A 17006-nucleotide genomic window follows, 5' to 3' on the forward strand; every position below is an offset into this window, starting at 1 on the left:
GGACCGTATGGTGCAAGCTCAAGCCGACGAGTCAGCCGGCACGGGCGGCGCCCTCTCCCTTTGGAGCGGGGCGCGCAGCCAGGGCGGGGGAGAGGGCATGCCCCGGAGCGATATTTCGGGTAGGAGCGGACTCCGTCCGCGATGGCCCCCGGCGCGATGCGGACCAATCGCGGACGCAGTCCGCTCCTACGTGGTCTGAAACACCGGAGCGTAGGGCGAATAACCTGGAACAGGTTATCCGCCGAGGGAACGGCGGATAACGCTGGCGCGTTATGTGCCCTACGAGGGCCTGTTACCTCAGAACTTGTAGTTGACGCTCGCGACCACGTTGCGACGGTCGCCGTAGTAGCAGTAGAAGCCGTCGCAGGTGGAGATGTATTCCTTGTCGAATACGTTGTTGGCATTCAGCGCGACGTTCAGGCCGTTGAGGCTGTTGTCCAGGCGGCCGAGGTCGTAGTGCACCGCGGCGTCGTAGAGGGTGTAGGAACCGGTGTCGCCGTCCGACTTGTCGCGCACGTAGCCCATGCTGCCGATGGCGATGTTGTGGGTCTCGCCGACGTAGCGGGTGCCGAAGCCCAGGCCGAAGCCGTCGAGCAGGCCGTCGTGCCAGGTGTAGTCGGCCCACAGCGAGGCCTGGTTCTCCGGGGTGAGCGGCAGCGGACGGTTCTTGTCCAGCGGGTTGGCGACCTTGGTCATCTTGCTGTTGGCGTAGGTGTAGGCGGCGGTGACCTTGAGGTTCTCGGTGACGTTGCCCACCGCCTCCAGCTCGAAGCCGCGCACCTGCGCTTCACCCACCGGTCGGCTGATGAAGTCGCTGCCGGTGAGGACGATGTTCTTGCGGGTCAGGTCGTAGACGGCGGCGCTGAGCATCAGGTCGGTGCCCACCGGCTGGTACTTCACGCCCAGCTCGACCTGCTTGCCGGTGCTTGGCTCGAAGGCCGCGCCGTTGGTGCCGCCGGCTTCGGTCTGGAAGGATTCGGCATAGGACACGTAGGGCGCCACGCCGTTGTCGAACACGTAGCTGAGCGCCGCGTTGCCGCTGAACTGGCTGTCGCGGCGGGTGTCGGTGGCGCCATCGGCGTTGTAGAACTTCGAACCGGTGTGGGCCCAGTCCTGGCGGCCGCCGAGGGTCAGGCGCCAGTTGTCCAGGGCGATCTGGTCCTGGGCGTACAGACCGGTGTCGCGCATCTTCTGGTTGTAGTCGTTGTACGCGGTGTAGACGACGTTGCTGAAGTCCTGGCCATAGATCGGCTTGCTGATGTTGCTGGTTGGCGCGGTGCCGTACAGCCACTTGTAGTTGGTGTTGGCGCGCTGGTGATCCAGGCCCAGCAGCAGGGTGTGCTTGAGCGGGCCGGTGGCGAAGTCGGCCTGCAGGTTGTTGTCGATGGCGAACTGGCTGATGTCTTCGTCCACCACGTTGGCGCCGCGGGACAGGGTGCCGTCGTCGGCCACCGAGGTCGCGCTGCCGCCGGCGGTGATGCCCTGGAAGGACAGGTCGCTCTTGGTGTAGCGCAGGTTCTGGCGGAACTGCCAGACGTCGTTGATGCGGTGTTCGAAGGCGTAGCCCAGGGCGTAGTAGGTCTTGTCGTAGAACTCCCAGTCCGGGTCGCCGAGGTTCTTGTGGTAGCGCACCTCGCCCGCCGGGGTCGACAGCTTGGTGCCCTGCAGCGGCAGGAACTGGCTGGTGATGCCGGTATCGTCGCGGTTGAACTGGGAGAGGAAGGTCAGCCTGGTGTCCTCGTCGAAGTTCCAGGTCAGGCTCGGGGCGATGTTGTAGCGCTTGTTGTCGACGTGCTCGACCTGCGTGTTGCTGTCGCGCACCACGCCGCTGACGCGGTAGAGCAGGTTGCCGGCGTCGTCGACCTTGCCGGTGCTGTCGAAGGAAATCTGCTTGTGCTCGTAGCTGCCGACTTGCAGCTGCACTTCGTGGCTGCTTTCGGCCTGCGGGCGGCGGCTGGTCATGTCCAGCAGGCCGCCGGGTGGGGTCTGGCCATACAGCGAGGAGGCCGGCCCGCGCAGCAGGGCGACGCGCTCCAGGTCCCAGGTTTCCAGCCTGGGCATCACGTAGGCGCCCTTGGGCAGAGGCAGCCCGTCGAGGAACTGGGTCGGCTCGAAGCCGCGCACCTTCAGCCACTCGGCGCGGGTGTCGTTGCCGTAGCTGCTGGCGATCACGCCGGGCATGTAGCGCACTGCGTCGTCCAGGCTCTGTACGTTGCGGTCCTGCATCTGCTCGCGGGTGGCGACGGAGATGGAGCGCGGGGTTTCCAGCAGCGGGGTGTCGGTCTTGGTGCCGGCGCGAGTGCGGGTGGCCAGGTAGCCGATGGCGGGGCCGTCCGGGTCTTCCTGCGCGCCGCTGATGGTAGTGGCGGACATCGACAGGGTGTCGCTCGGCACCGGGCGCAGGCTGTAGCTGCCCGATTCGCTTTCCACCAGTTCCAGCCCGCTGCCCTGCAGGGCCTGGCGCAGCGCGCCGGCAGCATCGTAACGGCCCTGCACGGCATGCGCGCTGCGGCCCTGGGCCAGCGCCGGGTCGAGGCTCAGCGACAGGCCGGCTTCGGCGGCGATGCGGTTGAGGGTGCTGGCCAGTGGGCCGGACGGCAGCTGGTAGTCACGCACGGCTTCGGCGGCGATGGCCGCGGAGGTGGCCAGCAGGATGGCACTGGCCAGCAGGCAGGGGCGGAGCGACAGTTCGAACGGGCGGCGCATTGAAAACGACTCCTGAATGAAAGCGATTCTCGATGCCTCCTTGCCGAACGAGATTCAAAAAGTGATAGGGCGGGGGTGAAAAATTTTTCCGGCTGTACGCAGTGGTTGATGCGAACGGCTTTTCGTAGGATCGAGGGGGACGCCTAGTTCTTGCTCGCGAACCCCCTTGACGCCTGTGCTTCGGGGGGACTCTGTTCGCGAGCAAGCTCGCTCCTACAGGGGCATCTCAGCGACGCGGCACCACGCGGGCGTACCACGGGCCGTGTTTCTCGACTCGCACCGGCAGCGTCGGCTCCAGCGAGCTGAGCGCCAGGTCGATGTTCTTCAGCGGGAAGCTGCCGGTGATGCGCAGGTCCGCCAGCGCCGGATCGACGCCCAGGTAACCGGGCCTGTAGCGCGCCAGTTGGTCGATCAGCTCGACCAGGCGCACGTTGTCCACCACCAGCATGCCGTGGGTCCAGGCGTCGGCGGTGGCGCTGTTGGCTTCCACCGCGCCGAAGCCGTCGGCACGCACGCGCACGTGCTGGCCCTGGTTGATCACACGTTCGTCCGGCAACTGTTCGGGGCGCGCCGCGACGGCGGACTGCAGGACGCTCAGCAAGGTGCTGTGGCCGTCGTCGCGCTCCACCAGGAAGCGCGTGCCGAGGGCGCGCAGGCGGCCTTCGTCGGTCTCGACGATGAACGGGCGGCTGTCGCCGTGGGCGGTTTCCACCAGGATCTCGCCGCTGAGCAGGACGATGCGCCGCTGCTGCGCGTCGAAGCGCACATCGACGGCGGTGCGGCTGTTCAGCTTCAACAACGTATTGTCCGGCAGCCGCAGCTCGCGCTGTTCTCCGGTGGCGGTGACCAGGTCGGAGAAGGCATAGCGCACCGGCATGTAGCGGTTGCCGACACCCAGCGCCAGCGCGCCGACGAGCAGCAACGACAAGCCGGTGCCCGCCAGGCGGCGGACCTTGCGCCGGGACTCGCCGGGCGAGCGCAGCAGGGCATTGCGCGCGGCCTTGGGCGCAGCGCCAGCGAGACTGCGGTCGAGCATGCCCAGCTGGCTCCAGGCGCGGGCGTGTTCGCTGTGGGCCGAATGCCAGCGGGCGAAAGCGGCTTCATCGTCCGGGCGCGATTCGCCGGAACTCAGGCGCAGCTGCCAGCTGATCGCCTCGTCGAGCACCTGCAGGGAAACCGGCCCCTTCACGTCGGCTCGCCGTACAGCGCGATGTAGCACTGGCGCAGGCCCTGGGCGATGTACTGGCGTACGCGCGGGACGGAAACGCCCAGTTGCTCGGCGATTTCGGCGTGGCCCAGGCCGTCCAGGCGGTTGAGCAGGAAGGCGCTGCGCGCGCGGGTGGACAGCTTGCCCAGCAGGCGGTCGATCTCGCGCAGGTCGGCGAGGATCAGGCAGTGCTCCTCGGCGGAGGGCTGCACGGCTTCGGGCAGGCACTTCAGCTCTTCGAGGTAGGCCTGTTCCAGCGCCACGCGGCGCCAGTGATCCACGAGAATGCCCTTGGCCACGGTCACCAGGAAGGCGCGCGGTTCACGCAGTGAGGGCAGCTCGCGACGACCGAGCACGCGGACGAAGGTGTCCTGGCTCAGGTCTTCGGCGCGCTGCGGACAGCCCAGGCTGCGGTTCAGCCAGGCGGTCAGCCAGTCGCGGTGATCGCGATACAAGGTGCCAACGAGTTCGCCGCTACCCATCCGGATGGCCGACAAGCTACTCCCCCAATGATCCCAAATGGGATCAAGTTAAAAAACGATAACCATTCGCAAATGATCGCAAAGTGCAGTCAAGCGCGCAATTGGCGCCGGTCGGCTTTTGCCGCCAGTCGCCCGCTTTTCGGCGTCGTTCTACAATCGGACGACCCTTTTTGCGGAAAGCCTCGCCATGTCCGATCCCGTGCTGATCATCGGTTCCTTCCTCTCGCCCTACGTGCGCAAGGCGCTGGTCCTGCTGGAAATGAAGGGCGTGGACTACCGCATCGACTCCGTCGTGCCGTTCTTCGGCAACGAGGACTTCGAGCGCCTGAGCCCGCTGCGCCAGGTGCCGGTGCTGGTGGACGGCGAGCTGGTGCTGAACGATTCCTCGGTGATCTGCCAGTACCTGGAGGAGCGTTATCCACAGCCCGCGTTGTACCCGGCGGATATCGCCGAGCGCGCCCGCGCGCGCTGGATCGAGGAATTCGCCGACAGCCGCATGGGCCAGGTGGTGATCTGGCAGCTGTTCGACCAGTTGGTGATCGGCCGCGGCGTCTGGGGCCGCGAGCCGGACGCGGCGCTGCTGGAGAAGACCTACCAGCACGATCTGCCGGCCGTGTTTGATTATCTGGAAGCGCAGTGGCCGGAAAGCGGCTGGCTGTTCGGCGAGCTGTCCATCGCCGACATCAGCGTCGCCTGTTTCATGCGCAACGCGCAGTTCGCCCGCTACGAGCTGGACGCCCAGCGCTGGCCGAAACTGGCGGCCATGCTCGCCGCGACCTTCGCGCTGCCGGCGTTCCAGAAGCTCAACCAGTTCGAGCGCGCCATCGCCCGCACGCCCATTCTTCAGCAGCGCGAGGCGCTGATCGCCGCCGGCGCGCCGGTCAGCGAGATCAGCCACATGCGCGAGCGGCCGGTGCGCGGCCCGATGAGCCGCAGCTGATCAGGCCTCCTGCAGAAAACTCCAGAGACGCTGCGCGACCGGACCGTGGGCGCGGTCACGCAGGCGTGCGGCGACCAGTTCCTCGCGGCGACCGGGCAACTGGGGACCGCTGAGATCGCGCAGGCGGCCATTGGCCAATTCTTCCTCGATCAGGTGACGCGGCAGGTGACCCCAGGCCAGGCCGTGCAGCACCAGCTCCTTCTTCATCGCCTGATCCGGCACCGTGCATTGCGGCGCTCCTTCGAGGGTGAAGAATTCCACCGGCGGCGAGTGGCGGGCGCTGTCGCGCATCACGCACTGGGTGAGCGCGCGCAGGTGCTCGGGGCGGATGTCATCGCTGTCCGCCAGTAGTGTCGGCGCTGTCACCGGGATGAACTCCACCGTACCCAGGTCGAGCCATTCCAGGCGCGGGTCGGCCTTGTCCACGCGGTGCAGGATCAGCTCGGCCTCGCCATCGAGCAGCCGTTCCAGCGGGCCGCTGACGCTTTCGAAGTACAGCTGCAAGCGCGTGCGGGGCTGCGTGGCGAAGAACCGCGCGAGCTTTTCCAGCAGGGCAGGGCGCGGGCAGAAATCGCCGAGCACGACGCGCAATTCGCTTTCCTCGCCCGCCGCCAGGTGCACGGCATGGTCCCGCAGGTTGCCCAGTTCGCGCAGCAGGCCCTGGGCGCGGCGGTGGAAGGATGCGCCGGCGCCGGTCAGGGCGACGCGGTAGCCGCTGCGGTCGAGCAGCTCGAAACCGAGCTGGCGCTCCAGCCGGGCGACGGCGGCGAAAACCGCCGGGTGCGAGCGGTGCAGTTGCTGGGCGGCGGCCTGGAAACCGCCGGCTTCGACCACGGCGTCAAAGCACTGCAGGTCGTGCAGGGTGAAGTCTGGCATGTCAGCTTTCCTGACAGGGATCGTTCATTCTTTGTAATTTCTTCGAAGGCCGGCCGCAACTAGCCTCGCTCTCATCACATCCCGAGGAGGCTGCCATGAGCCCGCTGCGCTACCTGACCACCCGCGACAACGCCCGCATCGCCTATCGCCTGGACGGCCCCGCCGATCGGCCGCTGCTGGTGCTGTCCAACTCCATCGGCACCGACCTGCACATGTGGGACGGGCAGATCGCCGCGCTGAGCGAACACTTCCGCGTGCTGCGCTATGACGCTCGCGGGCACGGCGCTTCCAGCGTGCCGCCCGGCCCCTATGCGCTGGCGCGGCTGGGGGAAGACGTGAGCGAGCTGCTCGACTCGCTCGGTGTGCAACGTGCGCATTTCCTCGGGCTTTCCCTCGGCGGTTTCGTCGGCCAGTGGCTGGCGCTGAACGCGCCGCAGCGCATCGAGCGCCTGGTCCTGGCGAACACCTCCGCCTGGCTCGGGCCACAGGAGCAGTGGGACGCGCGCATCGCCGAGGTACTGGCGGCGGAGGATATGCAGGGCACCGCGGCCACCTTCCTCGCCAACTGGTTCCCGGCGGCCTGGCTGGATTCGCAGCGGTCGGAGGTCGAGCCGTTCCGCGCCACGCTGCTGGCGACCAACCGGCATGGGCTGGCCGGCTCCTTCGCCGCGGTGCAGGAAACCGATCTGCGCAGCGCATTGCACGGCGTGCGCCTGCCCACGCTGGTGATCGCCGGCCAGTTCGACACGGTGACCGCTGCGGACCACAGCGAGCTGATTGCCCAGGCGATCCCCGGCGCGCGCCTGCTCACGCTGCCGGCGGTGCACCTGTCGAACATCGAGTTCCCCCGTGAGTTCGAAGGCGCGGTGCTGGATTTCCTGCTGGCGCCCTGAGCAACAAGGCCGCCCTCGGGCGGCCTTGCGGTTTATCCACAGGCGTCAGTGATGCGCCGCATCCACCGCGATGGGCTCGCCGCAGACGTCCGCGTAGCTGCGCTTGCGGTCGGCCAGGGTGTAGTGGATCAGCGCGCCGAGCCCCGCGCCGAAGAACCAGGAAAACTGCGACAGCGCCTCGAACGCCGGCACCAGCGCCAGCACGATGGCGATCAGCGCCGCCGGTACGAACGCCGCCACGGCGCGCAGGTTCACGCCGCCGCTGTAGTGGTAGGCGGCGTCGCGGCTCTCGCTGTAAAGCTCGGGCAGGTTCACCCGGCTGCGGCGCACCAGGTAGTAGTCGGTGACGATGATCCCGTACAGCGGGCCGAGCAGCGCGCCCAGGCCGCCGAGGAAATACACGATCACCGCCGGGCTGTTGTACAGGTGCCAGGGCAGGATCAGCACCGCGATGGTGGCGCTGAGCAGGCCGGCGCGGCGGAAGTTCAGCAGGTTCGGCGCGAGGTTGGTGAGCACGTAGGCCGGGGCGACGAAGTTGGCCATGATGTTCACCGCCACGGTGACGATCAGGAAGGCCAGGCAGGCCAGCACCAGGCCGAAGGTACTGGGGATCGCGGCGACGATTTCCGTGGGGTTCTGCACCAGCTTGCCGTCGATGCTGAACTGCGCGCCGGCCAGCACCACGGCGATCAGTGCGAAGCCCAGCATGTTCACCGGCAGGCCCCAGAAGTTGCCGACGCTGATGGTGCGGCGGTCCGGGCAGTTGCGGGTGAAGTCGCAGAAATTGAGGATCATGGTGCCGTACAGCGAGACCCACAGCGCGGCGGCGCCCAGTACTTTCAGCCACATTGCCGAGCCACTCGGCGCGTTGCCGCTGGACCAGGAAATCGACAGGCCGGCGCGCCAGTACATCCAGCCGGCGAGGCTGGCGAAGGCCACCAGGATGATCGGCCCGGCGAAGGATTCGTAGCGGCGCACCATCTCCATGCCGTAGGCGAAGATCACCAGCTGCACGCACCAGATGCCGAGGAAGGTGATCCAGCCGAGGGTCGACAGGCCGAGGATCGAATCCTGGTCGTAGGCCGCAAGGCTCGGCGCGATGGCGGTGAGCAGCACGCGCAGGACCACCGAGGCGAGGTAGGTCTGGATGCCGAACCAGGCGATGGCGATCACCGCGCGGATCAGCGCCGGCACCTGCGCGCCGTGGATGCCGAAGCTGATGCGGCACATCACCGGATAGGGCAGGCCGGTCTTCTGGCCCATGTAGCCGGACAGGTTCATCAGGCCGTAGATCACCATCGCGCCGAGGGCGAAGGCGGCGAGGATCTGCGCACCGCTCATGCCCAGGGCGAACAACCCGATGGCGAAGGAATAGTTGGCGATGTTGTGCACATCGTTGGTCCAAAGCGCGAACAGGCTGTAACGGCCCCAGTTGCGCCCGGCGGCCTTGGTCGGGGCCAGGTCGGCGCTGTACAGACGTGGGCTCAGAGTCGGGGCGGCGGTCTTCGCGGAAGCCGCGCCATCGACAGCTTGAACAGGGGAAACGCCGGACAGGTGGGTAGGGCTGGAGGTCATGGGCTACTCGGCTTTTGTATGCACGGCTTTTTATGGTTTGTGTGCAAAGCCAGTTCCGTGCCAGGGCCACCGTCTACAGCTTTTCAAGCCTCGTTGAAGCCAAGTGCGAATCACCTGTGAGCCCTTTATTGGTGCGGCCTTGATGGCTGTCCAAGTGGTCAGGAAATTAATTTTCCATAGCAATCATTGACTTGAGAGTCAGGTCGGCGCTGCGCTTCGAAAGTCCGCGATGGGGATTTTGTACACAATAATTGTGCACATGCGTTACGTGACGAGTTTGCGGCGCCCGGAAGCTATCGCGGACGGAGTCCGCTCCTACGAGAACACCGCGTTCGATGAGTTGAATCCGTGCTCCGTCCTGGCGCGGGAGGTGCCTATGCTTCTTGTAGGAGCGGAGCTTCTCCGCGAAATCGGTGCGTCCTGAGGGATTCGCGGACAAGGTCCGCTCCTACGTCAACGGGTGAGCCCTGCGTAGGAGCGGACTTCGTCCGCGATTGGGGGCGTGGCACCAGTTCGTCGAATGGCAGCCATAAAAAAACCGCCCCGAAGGGCGGTTTTTCATCGCAGCGCGAAGCTCTTACAGGCCGTTCCTGGCCTTGCTCTTCACCTTGAATTCGCGACGGCGGCGGTGCAGCACCGGCTCGGTGTAGCCGTTGGGCTGCTTGGTGCCTTCGAGGACCAGTTCCAGCGCAGCCTGGAAGGCCACGTTGTCGTCGAAGTTCGGCGCCATCGGGCGGTACTGGGCGTCACCGGCGTTCTGGCGATCCACCACCGAAGCCATGCGCTTGAGGCTTTCCAGCACCTGCTCCTGGGTCACCACGCCGTGGCGCAGCCAGTTGGCCAGCAGCTGGCTGGAGATGCGCAGGGTGGCGCGGTCTTCCATCAGGCCGACATCGTTGATGTCCGGCACCTTGGAGCAGCCGACGCCCTGGTCGATCCAGCGGACCACGTAGCCGAGGATGCCCTGGGCGTTGTTGTCCAGCTCGTTCTTGATCTCTTCCGCGCTCCAGTTGGTGTTCGGGGCGAGAGGAATGGTCAGGATGTCGTCCACCGAAGCCGGCGCGCGCTTGGCCAGTTCGGCCTGGCGGGCGAACACGTCGACCTTGTGGTAGTGCAGCGCATGCAGGGTGGCGGCGGTCGGCGACGGAACCCAGGCGGTGTTGGCGCCGGCCAGCGGGTGAGCGATTTTCTGCTCGAGCATGGCGGCCATCAGGTCGGGCATGGCCCACATGCCCTTGCCGATCTGCGCCTTGCCCTGCAGGCCGGTAGCGAGGCCGACGTCGACGTTGTTGTTCTCGTAGGAACCGATCCACTTCTCGGTCTTCATGGCGCCCTTGCGCACCATGGCGCCGGCTTCCATGGAGGTGTGGATCTCGTCACCGGTGCGGTCGAGGAAGCCGGTGTTGATGAACACCACGCGCTCGGCGGCGGCCTTGATGCAGGCCTTCAGGTTGACGGTGGTGCGACGCTCTTCGTCCATGATGCCGACTTTCAGCGTGTTGCGCGGCAGGCCCAGCAGGTCCTCGACGCGGCTGAAGATCTCGGCGGCGAAGGCGACTTCTTCCGGGCCGTGCATCTTCGGCTTGACGATGTACACGCTGCCGGTACGGCTGTTCTTGCGGGTCGCGCTGCCGTTCAGGTTGTGAATGGCGATCAGGCTGGTGAACAGGCCGTCCTGGATGCCTTCGGGTACTTCATTGCCCTGGGCGTCGAGAATCGCCGGGTTGGTCATCAGGTGGCCAACGTTGCGCACGAACAGCAGGGAGCGGCCATGCAGGCTCAGCTCGGAACCGTCGGCCTTGGTGTAGACGCGGTCCGGGTTCATGGTGCGGGTGAAGGTGCTGCCGCCCTTGGAGACCTGCTCGGCGAGGTCGCCTTTCATCAGGCCCAGCCAGTTGCGGTAGACCACGACCTTGTCGTCGGCATCGACGGCGGCCACGGAATCTTCGCAGTCCATGATGGTAGTCAGCGCGGATTCCATCAGGACGTCTTTCACGCCAGCGGCATCGGTCTGGCCGATCGGGCTGGTCGGGTCGATCTGGATTTCGAAGTGCAGGCCGTTGTGCTTGAGCAGCACGGCTTTCGGCTTGCCGGCTTCGCCCTGGAAGGCGAGGAACTGAGCGGCGTTCTTCAGGCCGGTCTCGCTGCCGTTCTTCAGGGTCACGGCCAGTGCGCCGTTCTTCACCACGTAGGCGGTGGCGTCGACGTGGGAGCCGGTTTCCAGCGGGGCGGCTTCGTCGAGGAAGGCACGGGCGAAGGCGATCACCTTGTCGCCGCGGACCTTGTTGTAGCCCTTGCCCTTCTCGGCGCCGTTCTCTTCGCTGATCGCGTCGGTGCCGTACAGTGCGTCGTACAGCGAGCCCCAGCGGGCGTTGGCGGCGTTCAGGGCGAAGCGCGCGTTCATCACCGGCACCACCAGCTGCGGGCCGGCCATGCGGGCGATTTCTTCGTCGACGTTCTGGGTGCTGGCCTGGAAGTCGGCCGGCTCGGGCAGCAGGTAGCCGACTTCCTGCAGGAAGGCCTTGTAGGCGGCGGCGTCATGGGGCTTGCCGGCGCGAGCCTGGTGCCAGCCATCGATCTTCGCCTGGATCTCGTCGCGCTTGGCGAGCAGGGCCTTGTTCTTGGGGGCCAGGTCATTGATTACGGTTTCGACACCTGCCCAGAACTTGCCAGCGTCAATGCCGGTGCCGGGAATGGCTTCGTTGTTGACGAAGTCGAAAAGGACTTTGGCGACCTGCAGGCCACCGACTTGAACGCGTTCAGTCATTGCTTGCCTCACTCTGCTCAGGACCAGCTCTGGACACAGGCAAAACGCCTTGTAGTCCGAGCCGCGGAATACTACATGATGCCGTGGGAAAAATCAGTGGGCTAGCGTCGCGGTTAGACCAAAGTACGCATATCAGTCACGTAGCAGGTCATATGTTCGCAAAAATCATCTGGATTGTTCCAGATAAATCTTAAAACTGTACACGCATTCCCCGCATGGGTACCTGTGGCAGCCCGTCGCAGCCGGCAGACCTCGCCGTGCCTATACTGCTTCTTCCCTTCTGGAGAATCCCGCATGTCCGTGACGCTTGCCACCCCCGCCGATCTGGATGACCTGGTTCCGCTGTTTTCCGGCTACCTCGATTTCTATGAGGTGCCCGCGCCCCACGCGAAGATCCGCGAGTTCCTCGAGGCGCGCATCGGCAGCGGCCAGTCCACCGTGTTCATCGCGCGCAGCATCGACGGGCTGGCGGTAGGCTTCGTGCAGCTGTATCCGTTCTTCGCTTCCCTGGCATTGCAGGCGTCCTGGCTGGTCAGTGATCTTTACGTGCTGCCCGCCGCGCGCCGCGATGGCTACGGCGAGGCGCTGATGAACGCCGCCCGCGCCCACGGCGAGAGCACCGGCGCCTGCGGCCTGATGCTGGAGACGGCGAAGACCAACCGCGCTGGCCAGTCGCTCTACGAGCGCCTGGGCTACAAGCGGGACGACCAGTTCTACACCTATTGGCTGGACCTCACGGCCTAGCCCTTTGCGGAGACTGCTCATGGACCACCTCGTATTGACCGTCATCGCCCAGGACCAGCCCGGTCTGGTGGAGCGCGTGGCCAAATGCATCGCCGCCCACGGCGGCAACTGGCTGGAAAGCCGCATGTCGCGGATGGCCGGGCAGTTCGCCGGGATCCTTCGCGTGGCCGTGCCCGCCGAGGGCTATGACGAGCTGGTGGAAGGCCTGCAGGAGCTGAGCGAGCACGGCATCCGCGTGCTGCTGGCGGAAAGCGGCATCGAGCCGGCCTGCAACTGGAAGCCGATCCACCTCGACCTGGTGGGCAACGACCGCCCCGGCATCGTCCGCGACATTACCCAGCTGCTGGCCGAGCATGGCGTGAACCTGGAGCGCCTGAGCACCGAAGTGCTGCCCGCGCCCATGAGCAGCGAGCCGCTGTTCCACGCCGAGGCGCTGCTGGCCGTGCCGCTGACCCTGCCGCTGGAAAACCTGCAGCAGAAGCTGGAAGAACTGGCGGACGACCTGATGGTGGAGCTGAATTTCCACAGCGGGGAATGACTGTTCCACTCTCACCGCGCGGATTGTGGAAAAACCTGTTGGCTCTCTGTTAATGGATTGGCAGAGGGCCCATTTTACTTGGGCTGCGTGTCAGTCTGCTTATCCACTGCCTGTCTTTCCGCTGTGCACAGATTACGGGGATCGAGGCGTGGGCATTCTGTTGATAAGTGCTTGAAGCAGCCTGTTTCCGCGGCTTGCGACGATTTGGTCGTTTTCTGTACAGAGCGTGCTCGGGGGCTCGGCGTTCGCGGCTATCCCGTCACTGTGCACAAAACCACTGGAAGAGTCTGTGGAGAAGCCGTTCATGGAACGCTGCAGGCCACGTAGCTTCTGGCGCTCAGGCGGTTGTCCACTTTCTGATCGGGGGGCTTTCGTCCATCCACACGAAGCGGTGATCAGCCTGTGGAAAAGCCGGGGGAATGTCTCTGCAGGCTGGAGTTCACGGGGCCTGGGTTGGATTGATCAAATATTGATCATTCTGGCGTGTGCTATCAGAGCGGGCCGCAGTAAGAAGAGCACGGCTGGAGGCTTGTGGAAGAAAAAGCCGTTATCCCCGCAAATGCGGGATAGAGCTGTGGACAATCTGCGGGTGATTGCCTGCAAGCCGCGATTGGCGTGGCTTGCAGGCAGTGGATCAATTAGTGATCAGTCGCCGCGCGAGAGGCGGTACCAGATGTCCACGCTGTAGACGAACAGGCCCGCCCAGATGCAGCAGAGTGAGACCAGTCGGGTGCTGTCCAGGTGCTCGCCGAACAGCAGGATCGCCTGCAGCAGCACCAGGGTCGGCGCCAGGTACTGCAGGAAACCGAGGGTCGCGTAGGGCAGGTGGCGCGCGGCGGCGTTGAAGCACACCAGCGGCACCAGGGTGATCGGGCCGGCGGCGGCGAGCCAGAGGGCGTCCCGGGTGGTCCAGAAGTCCGCGTGCACGCTCGGGCCATCGGCGAACAGTACGAGATAGCCGATCGCCAGCGGCAGCAGGATCCAGGTCTCCACCACCAGGCCCGGCAGCGCGGCCACCGGCGCCTGCTTGCGGATCAGCCCATAGAAGCCGAAGGTCAGCGCCAGCGCGAGCGATACCCAGGGCAGGCTGCCCAATTGCCACAACTGCTGCGCCACGCCCAGCGCCGCCAGGGCGACAGCGAGCCACTGCAGTGGGCGCAGGCGCTCGCGAAGGATCACCAGGCCCAGCAGCACATTGACCAGCGGGTTGATGTAGTAGCCCAGGCTGGCCTCGATCATATGGCCGTTGTTCACCGCCCAGACGTAGACCAGCCAGTTGCTGGCGATCAGCAGGCCGCTGGCGGTGAGCACGGCGATGCGCTTGGGGTTCTCGCGCAGCTCGCGCCACCAGCCGGGGTGCTTCCACACCAGCAGGAGCAGGGCGCCGAACACCGCCGACCAGATGGCCCGGTGGGTGATGATTTCCAGGGCGGGGATGCGTTCGAGCAGCTTGAAGTAGATCGGGAAGAGTCCCCAGATGACATAGGCAGTCAGGCCCAGGGCATAGCCCCGGCGGGGATTGGCGGTGGCCATGGAACATCCTTGGTTAGGCAGCTAATGAGTGGCTGCACAATTCTAGGGCGCTCGCGTGGGCTTGTCTTTGCCGCCGCGGTGGATGTCGCGGCGGTGTCGGCGAATGTGCGTAACGAAGCCGTTACGGGGAGTCCAGACCTGTAGGAGCGAGCTTGCTCGCGAACGGATTCCCCCGGCGGTGCCGGAGCCGGGCGGGTTCGCGAGCAAGCTCGCTCCTACGAAGAGCAAGCGGCGGCGGATTCCGTTGGCGATCCGGCCGCCCGGCCGGCAATGAAAATGCGTGGCTCAGAACAGCCGCAACGGCTCCTCGTCCAGCGCCGCCAGTTGCTCGCGCAGCACCAGCACCTGCTCGCCCCAGTAACGCTCGCTGCCGAACCAGGGGAAGCTCGGCGGGAATGCCGGGTCGTCCCAGCGGCGCGCCAGCCAGGCGCTGTAGTGCATCAGGCGCAGGGCGCGCAGGCCTTCGATCAGCGGCAGCTCGCGCGGGTCGAAGTCGTGGAATTCCTGGTAGCCGTCGATCAGCTCCGAAAGCTGTCCGAGGCGCTCCTGGCGCTCGCCGGCGAGCATCATCCACAGGTCCTGCACGGCCGGGCCCATGCGGCAGTCGTCGAGGTCGACGACATGGAAGGTCTCGTCGCGGCACAGCAGGTTGCCGGGGTGGCAATCGCCATGCATGCGGATGGGCTTGTACTTCACGCGGGCGTAGAGGTCGTCGATTTTCTTCAGCAGGTCACGGGCGACGGACTCGTAGGCCGGCAACAGGCTCCTGGGAATGAAGTTGCCGTCCAGCAGCGTGGCCAGGGACTGGTGGCCGAAGTTCTGCGGCGTCAACGCCTCGCGGTGTTCGAACGGGCGATTGGCGCCGACGGCGTGCAGGCGGCCGAGCAACTGGCCTAGGCGATAGAGCTGGTCGAGGTTGCCCGGCTCCGGTGCGCGGCCGCCACGGCGGGGGAACAGGGTGAAACGAAAGCCGGCATGCTCGAAGAGCGTCTGGCCCTCATGCACCAGCGGCGCCACCACCGGGACTTCGCATTCCGCGAGCTCGGCGGAGAAGGCGTGCTCCTCGAGGATCGCCTCGGTGGTCCAGCGGCCGGGGCGGTAGAACTTGGCGATCAGCGGCTCGCTGTCCTCGATGCCGACCTGGTAGACGCGGTTCTCGTAGCTGTTGAGCGCGAGTACGCGGGCGTCGCTGAGGAAACCGATGCTTTCCACCGCATCCAGCACCAGGTCGGGGGTGAGGGCGGAAAAGGGATGGGACATGGCGACGTTCCGGCAATGGTAAAGCTGCCTAGTTTACCCAGTCCGCTTCGTTTGGGTGGGCAGTCGCCTCAGCGGTCGGCGCAGTGTTTTCTCAGGTATTGCACGAAGTCCGTGGCCAGCGCCCGGCGCTCGCCCTTCACCAGGGTCAGTTTCTGCATCGAACGGACTTTGCACTTGAGCGGCCGGGCCTGCTTGTCCGACTGATGCAGCGGGGTCAGCAGCAGGTCATAGGGTGTGCCCTGGCGGACCTGCTCGGCCAGTTCCGCTTCGTCGCCGCCGATCAGCAGGACCTTGTTGCGGGTCTCGATCTGGTACTGATCCACCAGGGGTTCCAGCATCGCCATCAGCTCGTTGCTGGCGCCGACCCGCAGCACATCGGGGCCGGCGTGGCTGGCGAAGGGCAGGAACAGCAGGGCGAGCAGCAGGAGTGGGCGGCGCATGGTGGGAGCTCCGATTGGCCATGGTTCCGCCCGGCATGGGCGGAACTCTGTCGGCTATTGGAGCGCGGCGCAGTGCTGCCGGGCTTGATATGAGGCAGGGAAACCCTTGTCGCGGGAGACTACAGCGGCGTGCCGAGGATCACCTGGGCCGGGGAGAACTGTGCGCGCACCGCCGAGCCCGGCTTCAAGCCAAGGATCTCGATGCGCTCCGGGTCGGTCAGTGCGCAGAGCATCTGGCCGCTGGGCAGCTGGATGCGTACTTCGCTGGGGCCGTCTTCGGCTGCGCGGATGTCGTCGACGTGGCCTTGCAGTGCGTTCAGCCCCTCCGGGCAGGGGATGTGCGGCAGGTCGACGTAAAGCCAGCCGGCCTTCATCAGCGCTACCACGGGTACGCCGTCGGTCAGCTCCAGCTTCTCCGTGCTCTCGCGGGTGACCCGCGCCTGGATACGCGAGCCGCCGGGCAGCTCGATGCGCACCAGGTCGTTGAGGCCGGCCGGCTCCACCGCAACGACATGTCCGTGCAACTGGTTGCGCGCGCTGGTGCGCATCATCAGGCGGCCGATCAGCTCCAGGTCGGCCTGGTGCTCGACGTGCTCGACTATGTGTTCGCGCAGGGCTTCCAGGCGCTGGTACAGCGCCAGCAGGCGTTCGCCCTCGGCGGTCAGGCAGGCGCCACCACCACCCTTGCCGCCGACGCTGCGCTCCACCAGCGGCCGGTCGGAGAGGTTGTTCAGTTCATCGATGGCGTCCCAGGCGGTCTTGTAGCTCATCCCGGCAGCCTTGGCGGCGTGGGTGATCGAGCCGAGCTGGGCGATCTGCGCCAGCAGGGCAATGCGCTGCGGGCGGCGGGTGACGTGTTGGGTCAACAGGCTGAGGGTGGTCATGGTTTCGCAAGTATTTATTGGTCTGCAGCGAGGCTCCGTTGCGCGCCTGCAAAACGCAAGGGGCAGATATCGGGAATGTGGCCCAGCGGTCGACTATTCCGGAGCCGGCGTGCGCGCCAGGCAATAGACGTCGACCCGCCGCGCTCCGGAATCTGTGTCTT

14 protein-coding genes are annotated in these 17006 nt (G+C 65.9%); 4 read left to right on the top strand and 10 right to left on the bottom strand.

The window, feature by feature from the left end; translation table 11 throughout:
- Window positions 1–297: 297 nt before the first annotated feature.
- The 3 genes from ACCC94_RS08365 to ACCC94_RS08375 form a co-directional block, all read right to left on the bottom strand.
- The gene (locus ACCC94_RS08365) at window positions 298–2706 is read right to left on the bottom strand and encodes a TonB-dependent siderophore receptor (RefSeq protein ID WP_413348846.1); all 2409 of its coding nucleotides are present in this window, start codon (window positions 2704–2706) and stop codon (window positions 298–300) included.
- Window positions 2707–2932: 226 nt separating this feature from the next.
- Window positions 2933–3895 carry a FecR domain-containing protein gene (locus tag ACCC94_RS08370; protein WP_413348847.1) on the bottom strand — a complete coding sequence of 321 codons (963 nt, stop codon included), beginning with the start codon at window positions 3893–3895 and terminating at the stop codon, window positions 2933–2935.
- Window positions 3892–4395, bottom strand: a complete 504-nt coding sequence (locus ACCC94_RS08375) for an RNA polymerase sigma factor (protein WP_413348861.1) — start codon at window positions 4393–4395, stop codon at window positions 3892–3894. The genes ACCC94_RS08370 and ACCC94_RS08375 overlap by 4 nt, the downstream gene beginning before the upstream one ends.
- 187 nt (window positions 4396–4582) lie before the next feature.
- Here ACCC94_RS08375 and ACCC94_RS08380 point away from each other — a divergent pair, with 187 nt between their 5' ends.
- Complete coding sequence (locus ACCC94_RS08380) at window positions 4583–5335, top strand: glutathione S-transferase family protein (protein WP_413348848.1); 753 nt, start codon at window positions 4583–4585, stop codon at window positions 5333–5335.
- Here the strand turns inward: ACCC94_RS08380 and ACCC94_RS08385 are convergent, their stop codons facing one another.
- Entirely contained in the window at window positions 5336–6211 is an 876-nt protein-coding gene (locus ACCC94_RS08385; protein ID WP_413348849.1) for a LysR family transcriptional regulator, read from the bottom strand.
- A 95-nt stretch (window positions 6212–6306) separates the two neighbouring features.
- Between ACCC94_RS08385 and pcaD the strand changes: the two genes are divergently transcribed.
- The gene (gene pcaD / locus ACCC94_RS08390; RefSeq protein WP_413348850.1) at window positions 6307–7104 is read left to right on the top strand and encodes a 3-oxoadipate enol-lactonase; all 798 of its coding nucleotides are present in this window, start codon (window positions 6307–6309) and stop codon (window positions 7102–7104) included.
- A gap of 45 nt (window positions 7105–7149) precedes the next feature.
- Here pcaD and ACCC94_RS08395 read toward each other — a convergent pair whose 3' ends face one another.
- Both ACCC94_RS08395 and ACCC94_RS08400 read right to left on the bottom strand, forming a co-directional pair.
- Window positions 7150–8679, bottom strand: coding sequence for an NCS1 family nucleobase:cation symporter-1 (locus ACCC94_RS08395; RefSeq protein WP_413348851.1), 1530 nt, complete (start codon window positions 8677–8679; stop codon window positions 7150–7152).
- A gap of 577 nt (window positions 8680–9256) precedes the next feature.
- Window positions 9257–11446 carry a malate synthase G gene (locus ACCC94_RS08400; protein WP_413348853.1) on the bottom strand — a complete coding sequence of 730 codons (2190 nt, stop codon included), beginning with the start codon at window positions 11444–11446 and terminating at the stop codon, window positions 9257–9259.
- Between the two features lie 294 nt (window positions 11447–11740).
- On the opposite strand from ACCC94_RS08400, the gene ACCC94_RS08405 reads away from it, so the two are divergent.
- Both ACCC94_RS08405 and ACCC94_RS08410 read left to right on the top strand, forming a co-directional pair.
- On the top strand, window positions 11741–12190 hold the full coding sequence (locus tag ACCC94_RS08405) for an N-acetyltransferase family protein (protein ID WP_413348854.1): 450 nt from the start codon (window positions 11741–11743) through the stop codon (window positions 12188–12190).
- A 19-nt stretch (window positions 12191–12209) separates the two neighbouring features.
- A complete protein-coding gene (locus tag ACCC94_RS08410) occupies window positions 12210–12728 on the top strand; it encodes a glycine cleavage system protein R (RefSeq protein ID WP_017520206.1) in 519 nt (172 codons plus the stop codon).
- A 645-nt stretch (window positions 12729–13373) separates the two neighbouring features.
- On the opposite strand, the gene rarD is transcribed toward ACCC94_RS08410, so the two are convergent.
- From rarD to ACCC94_RS08430, 4 genes are all read right to left on the bottom strand, one after another.
- On the bottom strand, window positions 13374–14261 hold the full coding sequence (gene rarD, locus ACCC94_RS08415; protein ID WP_413348855.1) for an EamA family transporter RarD: 888 nt from the start codon (window positions 14259–14261) through the stop codon (window positions 13374–13376).
- A 285-nt stretch (window positions 14262–14546) separates the two neighbouring features.
- Window positions 14547–15521, bottom strand: a complete 975-nt coding sequence (locus tag ACCC94_RS08420) for a serine/threonine protein kinase (protein WP_413348857.1) — start codon at window positions 15519–15521, stop codon at window positions 14547–14549.
- A gap of 68 nt (window positions 15522–15589) precedes the next feature.
- Entirely contained in the window at window positions 15590–15961 is a 372-nt protein-coding gene (locus ACCC94_RS08425) for a substrate-binding domain-containing protein (RefSeq protein WP_413348858.1), read from the bottom strand.
- A gap of 119 nt (window positions 15962–16080) precedes the next feature.
- Window positions 16081–16845 carry a TOBE domain-containing protein gene (locus tag ACCC94_RS08430; RefSeq protein WP_413348860.1) on the bottom strand — a complete coding sequence of 255 codons (765 nt, stop codon included), beginning with the start codon at window positions 16843–16845 and terminating at the stop codon, window positions 16081–16083.
- Window positions 16846–17006 lie beyond the last annotated feature (161 nt).

Source organism: Pseudomonas sp. Pseusp97, from assembly GCF_047304025.1.
Lineage (GTDB): Bacteria > Pseudomonadota > Gammaproteobacteria > Pseudomonadales > Pseudomonadaceae > Pseudomonas.

What these genes read in the sequence shown, in the direction of transcription:
- ACCC94_RS08430 (WP_413348860.1), bottom strand. Translation starts at nt 16,845, where the DNA reads ATGACCACCCTCAGCCTGTTGACCCAACACGTCACCCGCCGCCCGCAG.
- ACCC94_RS08405 (WP_413348854.1), top strand. Translation starts at nt 11,741, where the DNA reads ATGTCCGTGACGCTTGCCACCCCCGCCGATCTGGATGACCTGGTTCCG.
- ACCC94_RS08400 (WP_413348853.1), bottom strand. Translation starts at nt 11,446, where the DNA reads ATGACTGAACGCGTTCAAGTCGGTGGCCTGCAGGTCGCCAAAGTCCTT.
- ACCC94_RS08380 (WP_413348848.1), top strand. Translation starts at nt 4,583, where the DNA reads ATGTCCGATCCCGTGCTGATCATCGGTTCCTTCCTCTCGCCCTACGTG.
- ACCC94_RS08420 (WP_413348857.1), bottom strand. Translation starts at nt 15,521, where the DNA reads ATGTCCCATCCCTTTTCCGCCCTCACCCCCGACCTGGTGCTGGATGCG.
- pcaD (WP_413348850.1), top strand. Translation starts at nt 6,307, where the DNA reads ATGAGCCCGCTGCGCTACCTGACCACCCGCGACAACGCCCGCATCGCC.
- ACCC94_RS08410 (WP_017520206.1), top strand. Translation starts at nt 12,210, where the DNA reads ATGGACCACCTCGTATTGACCGTCATCGCCCAGGACCAGCCCGGTCTG.
- rarD (WP_413348855.1), bottom strand. Translation starts at nt 14,261, where the DNA reads ATGGCCACCGCCAATCCCCGCCGGGGCTATGCCCTGGGCCTGACTGCC.
- ACCC94_RS08395 (WP_413348851.1), bottom strand. Translation starts at nt 8,679, where the DNA reads ATGACCTCCAGCCCTACCCACCTGTCCGGCGTTTCCCCTGTTCAAGCT.
- ACCC94_RS08365 (WP_413348846.1), bottom strand. Translation starts at nt 2,706, where the DNA reads ATGCGCCGCCCGTTCGAACTGTCGCTCCGCCCCTGCCTGCTGGCCAGT.
- ACCC94_RS08425 (WP_413348858.1), bottom strand. Translation starts at nt 15,961, where the DNA reads ATGCGCCGCCCACTCCTGCTGCTCGCCCTGCTGTTCCTGCCCTTCGCC.
- ACCC94_RS08375 (WP_413348861.1), bottom strand. Translation starts at nt 4,395, where the DNA reads ATGGGTAGCGGCGAACTCGTTGGCACCTTGTATCGCGATCACCGCGAC.
- ACCC94_RS08385 (WP_413348849.1), bottom strand. Translation starts at nt 6,211, where the DNA reads ATGCCAGACTTCACCCTGCACGACCTGCAGTGCTTTGACGCCGTGGTC.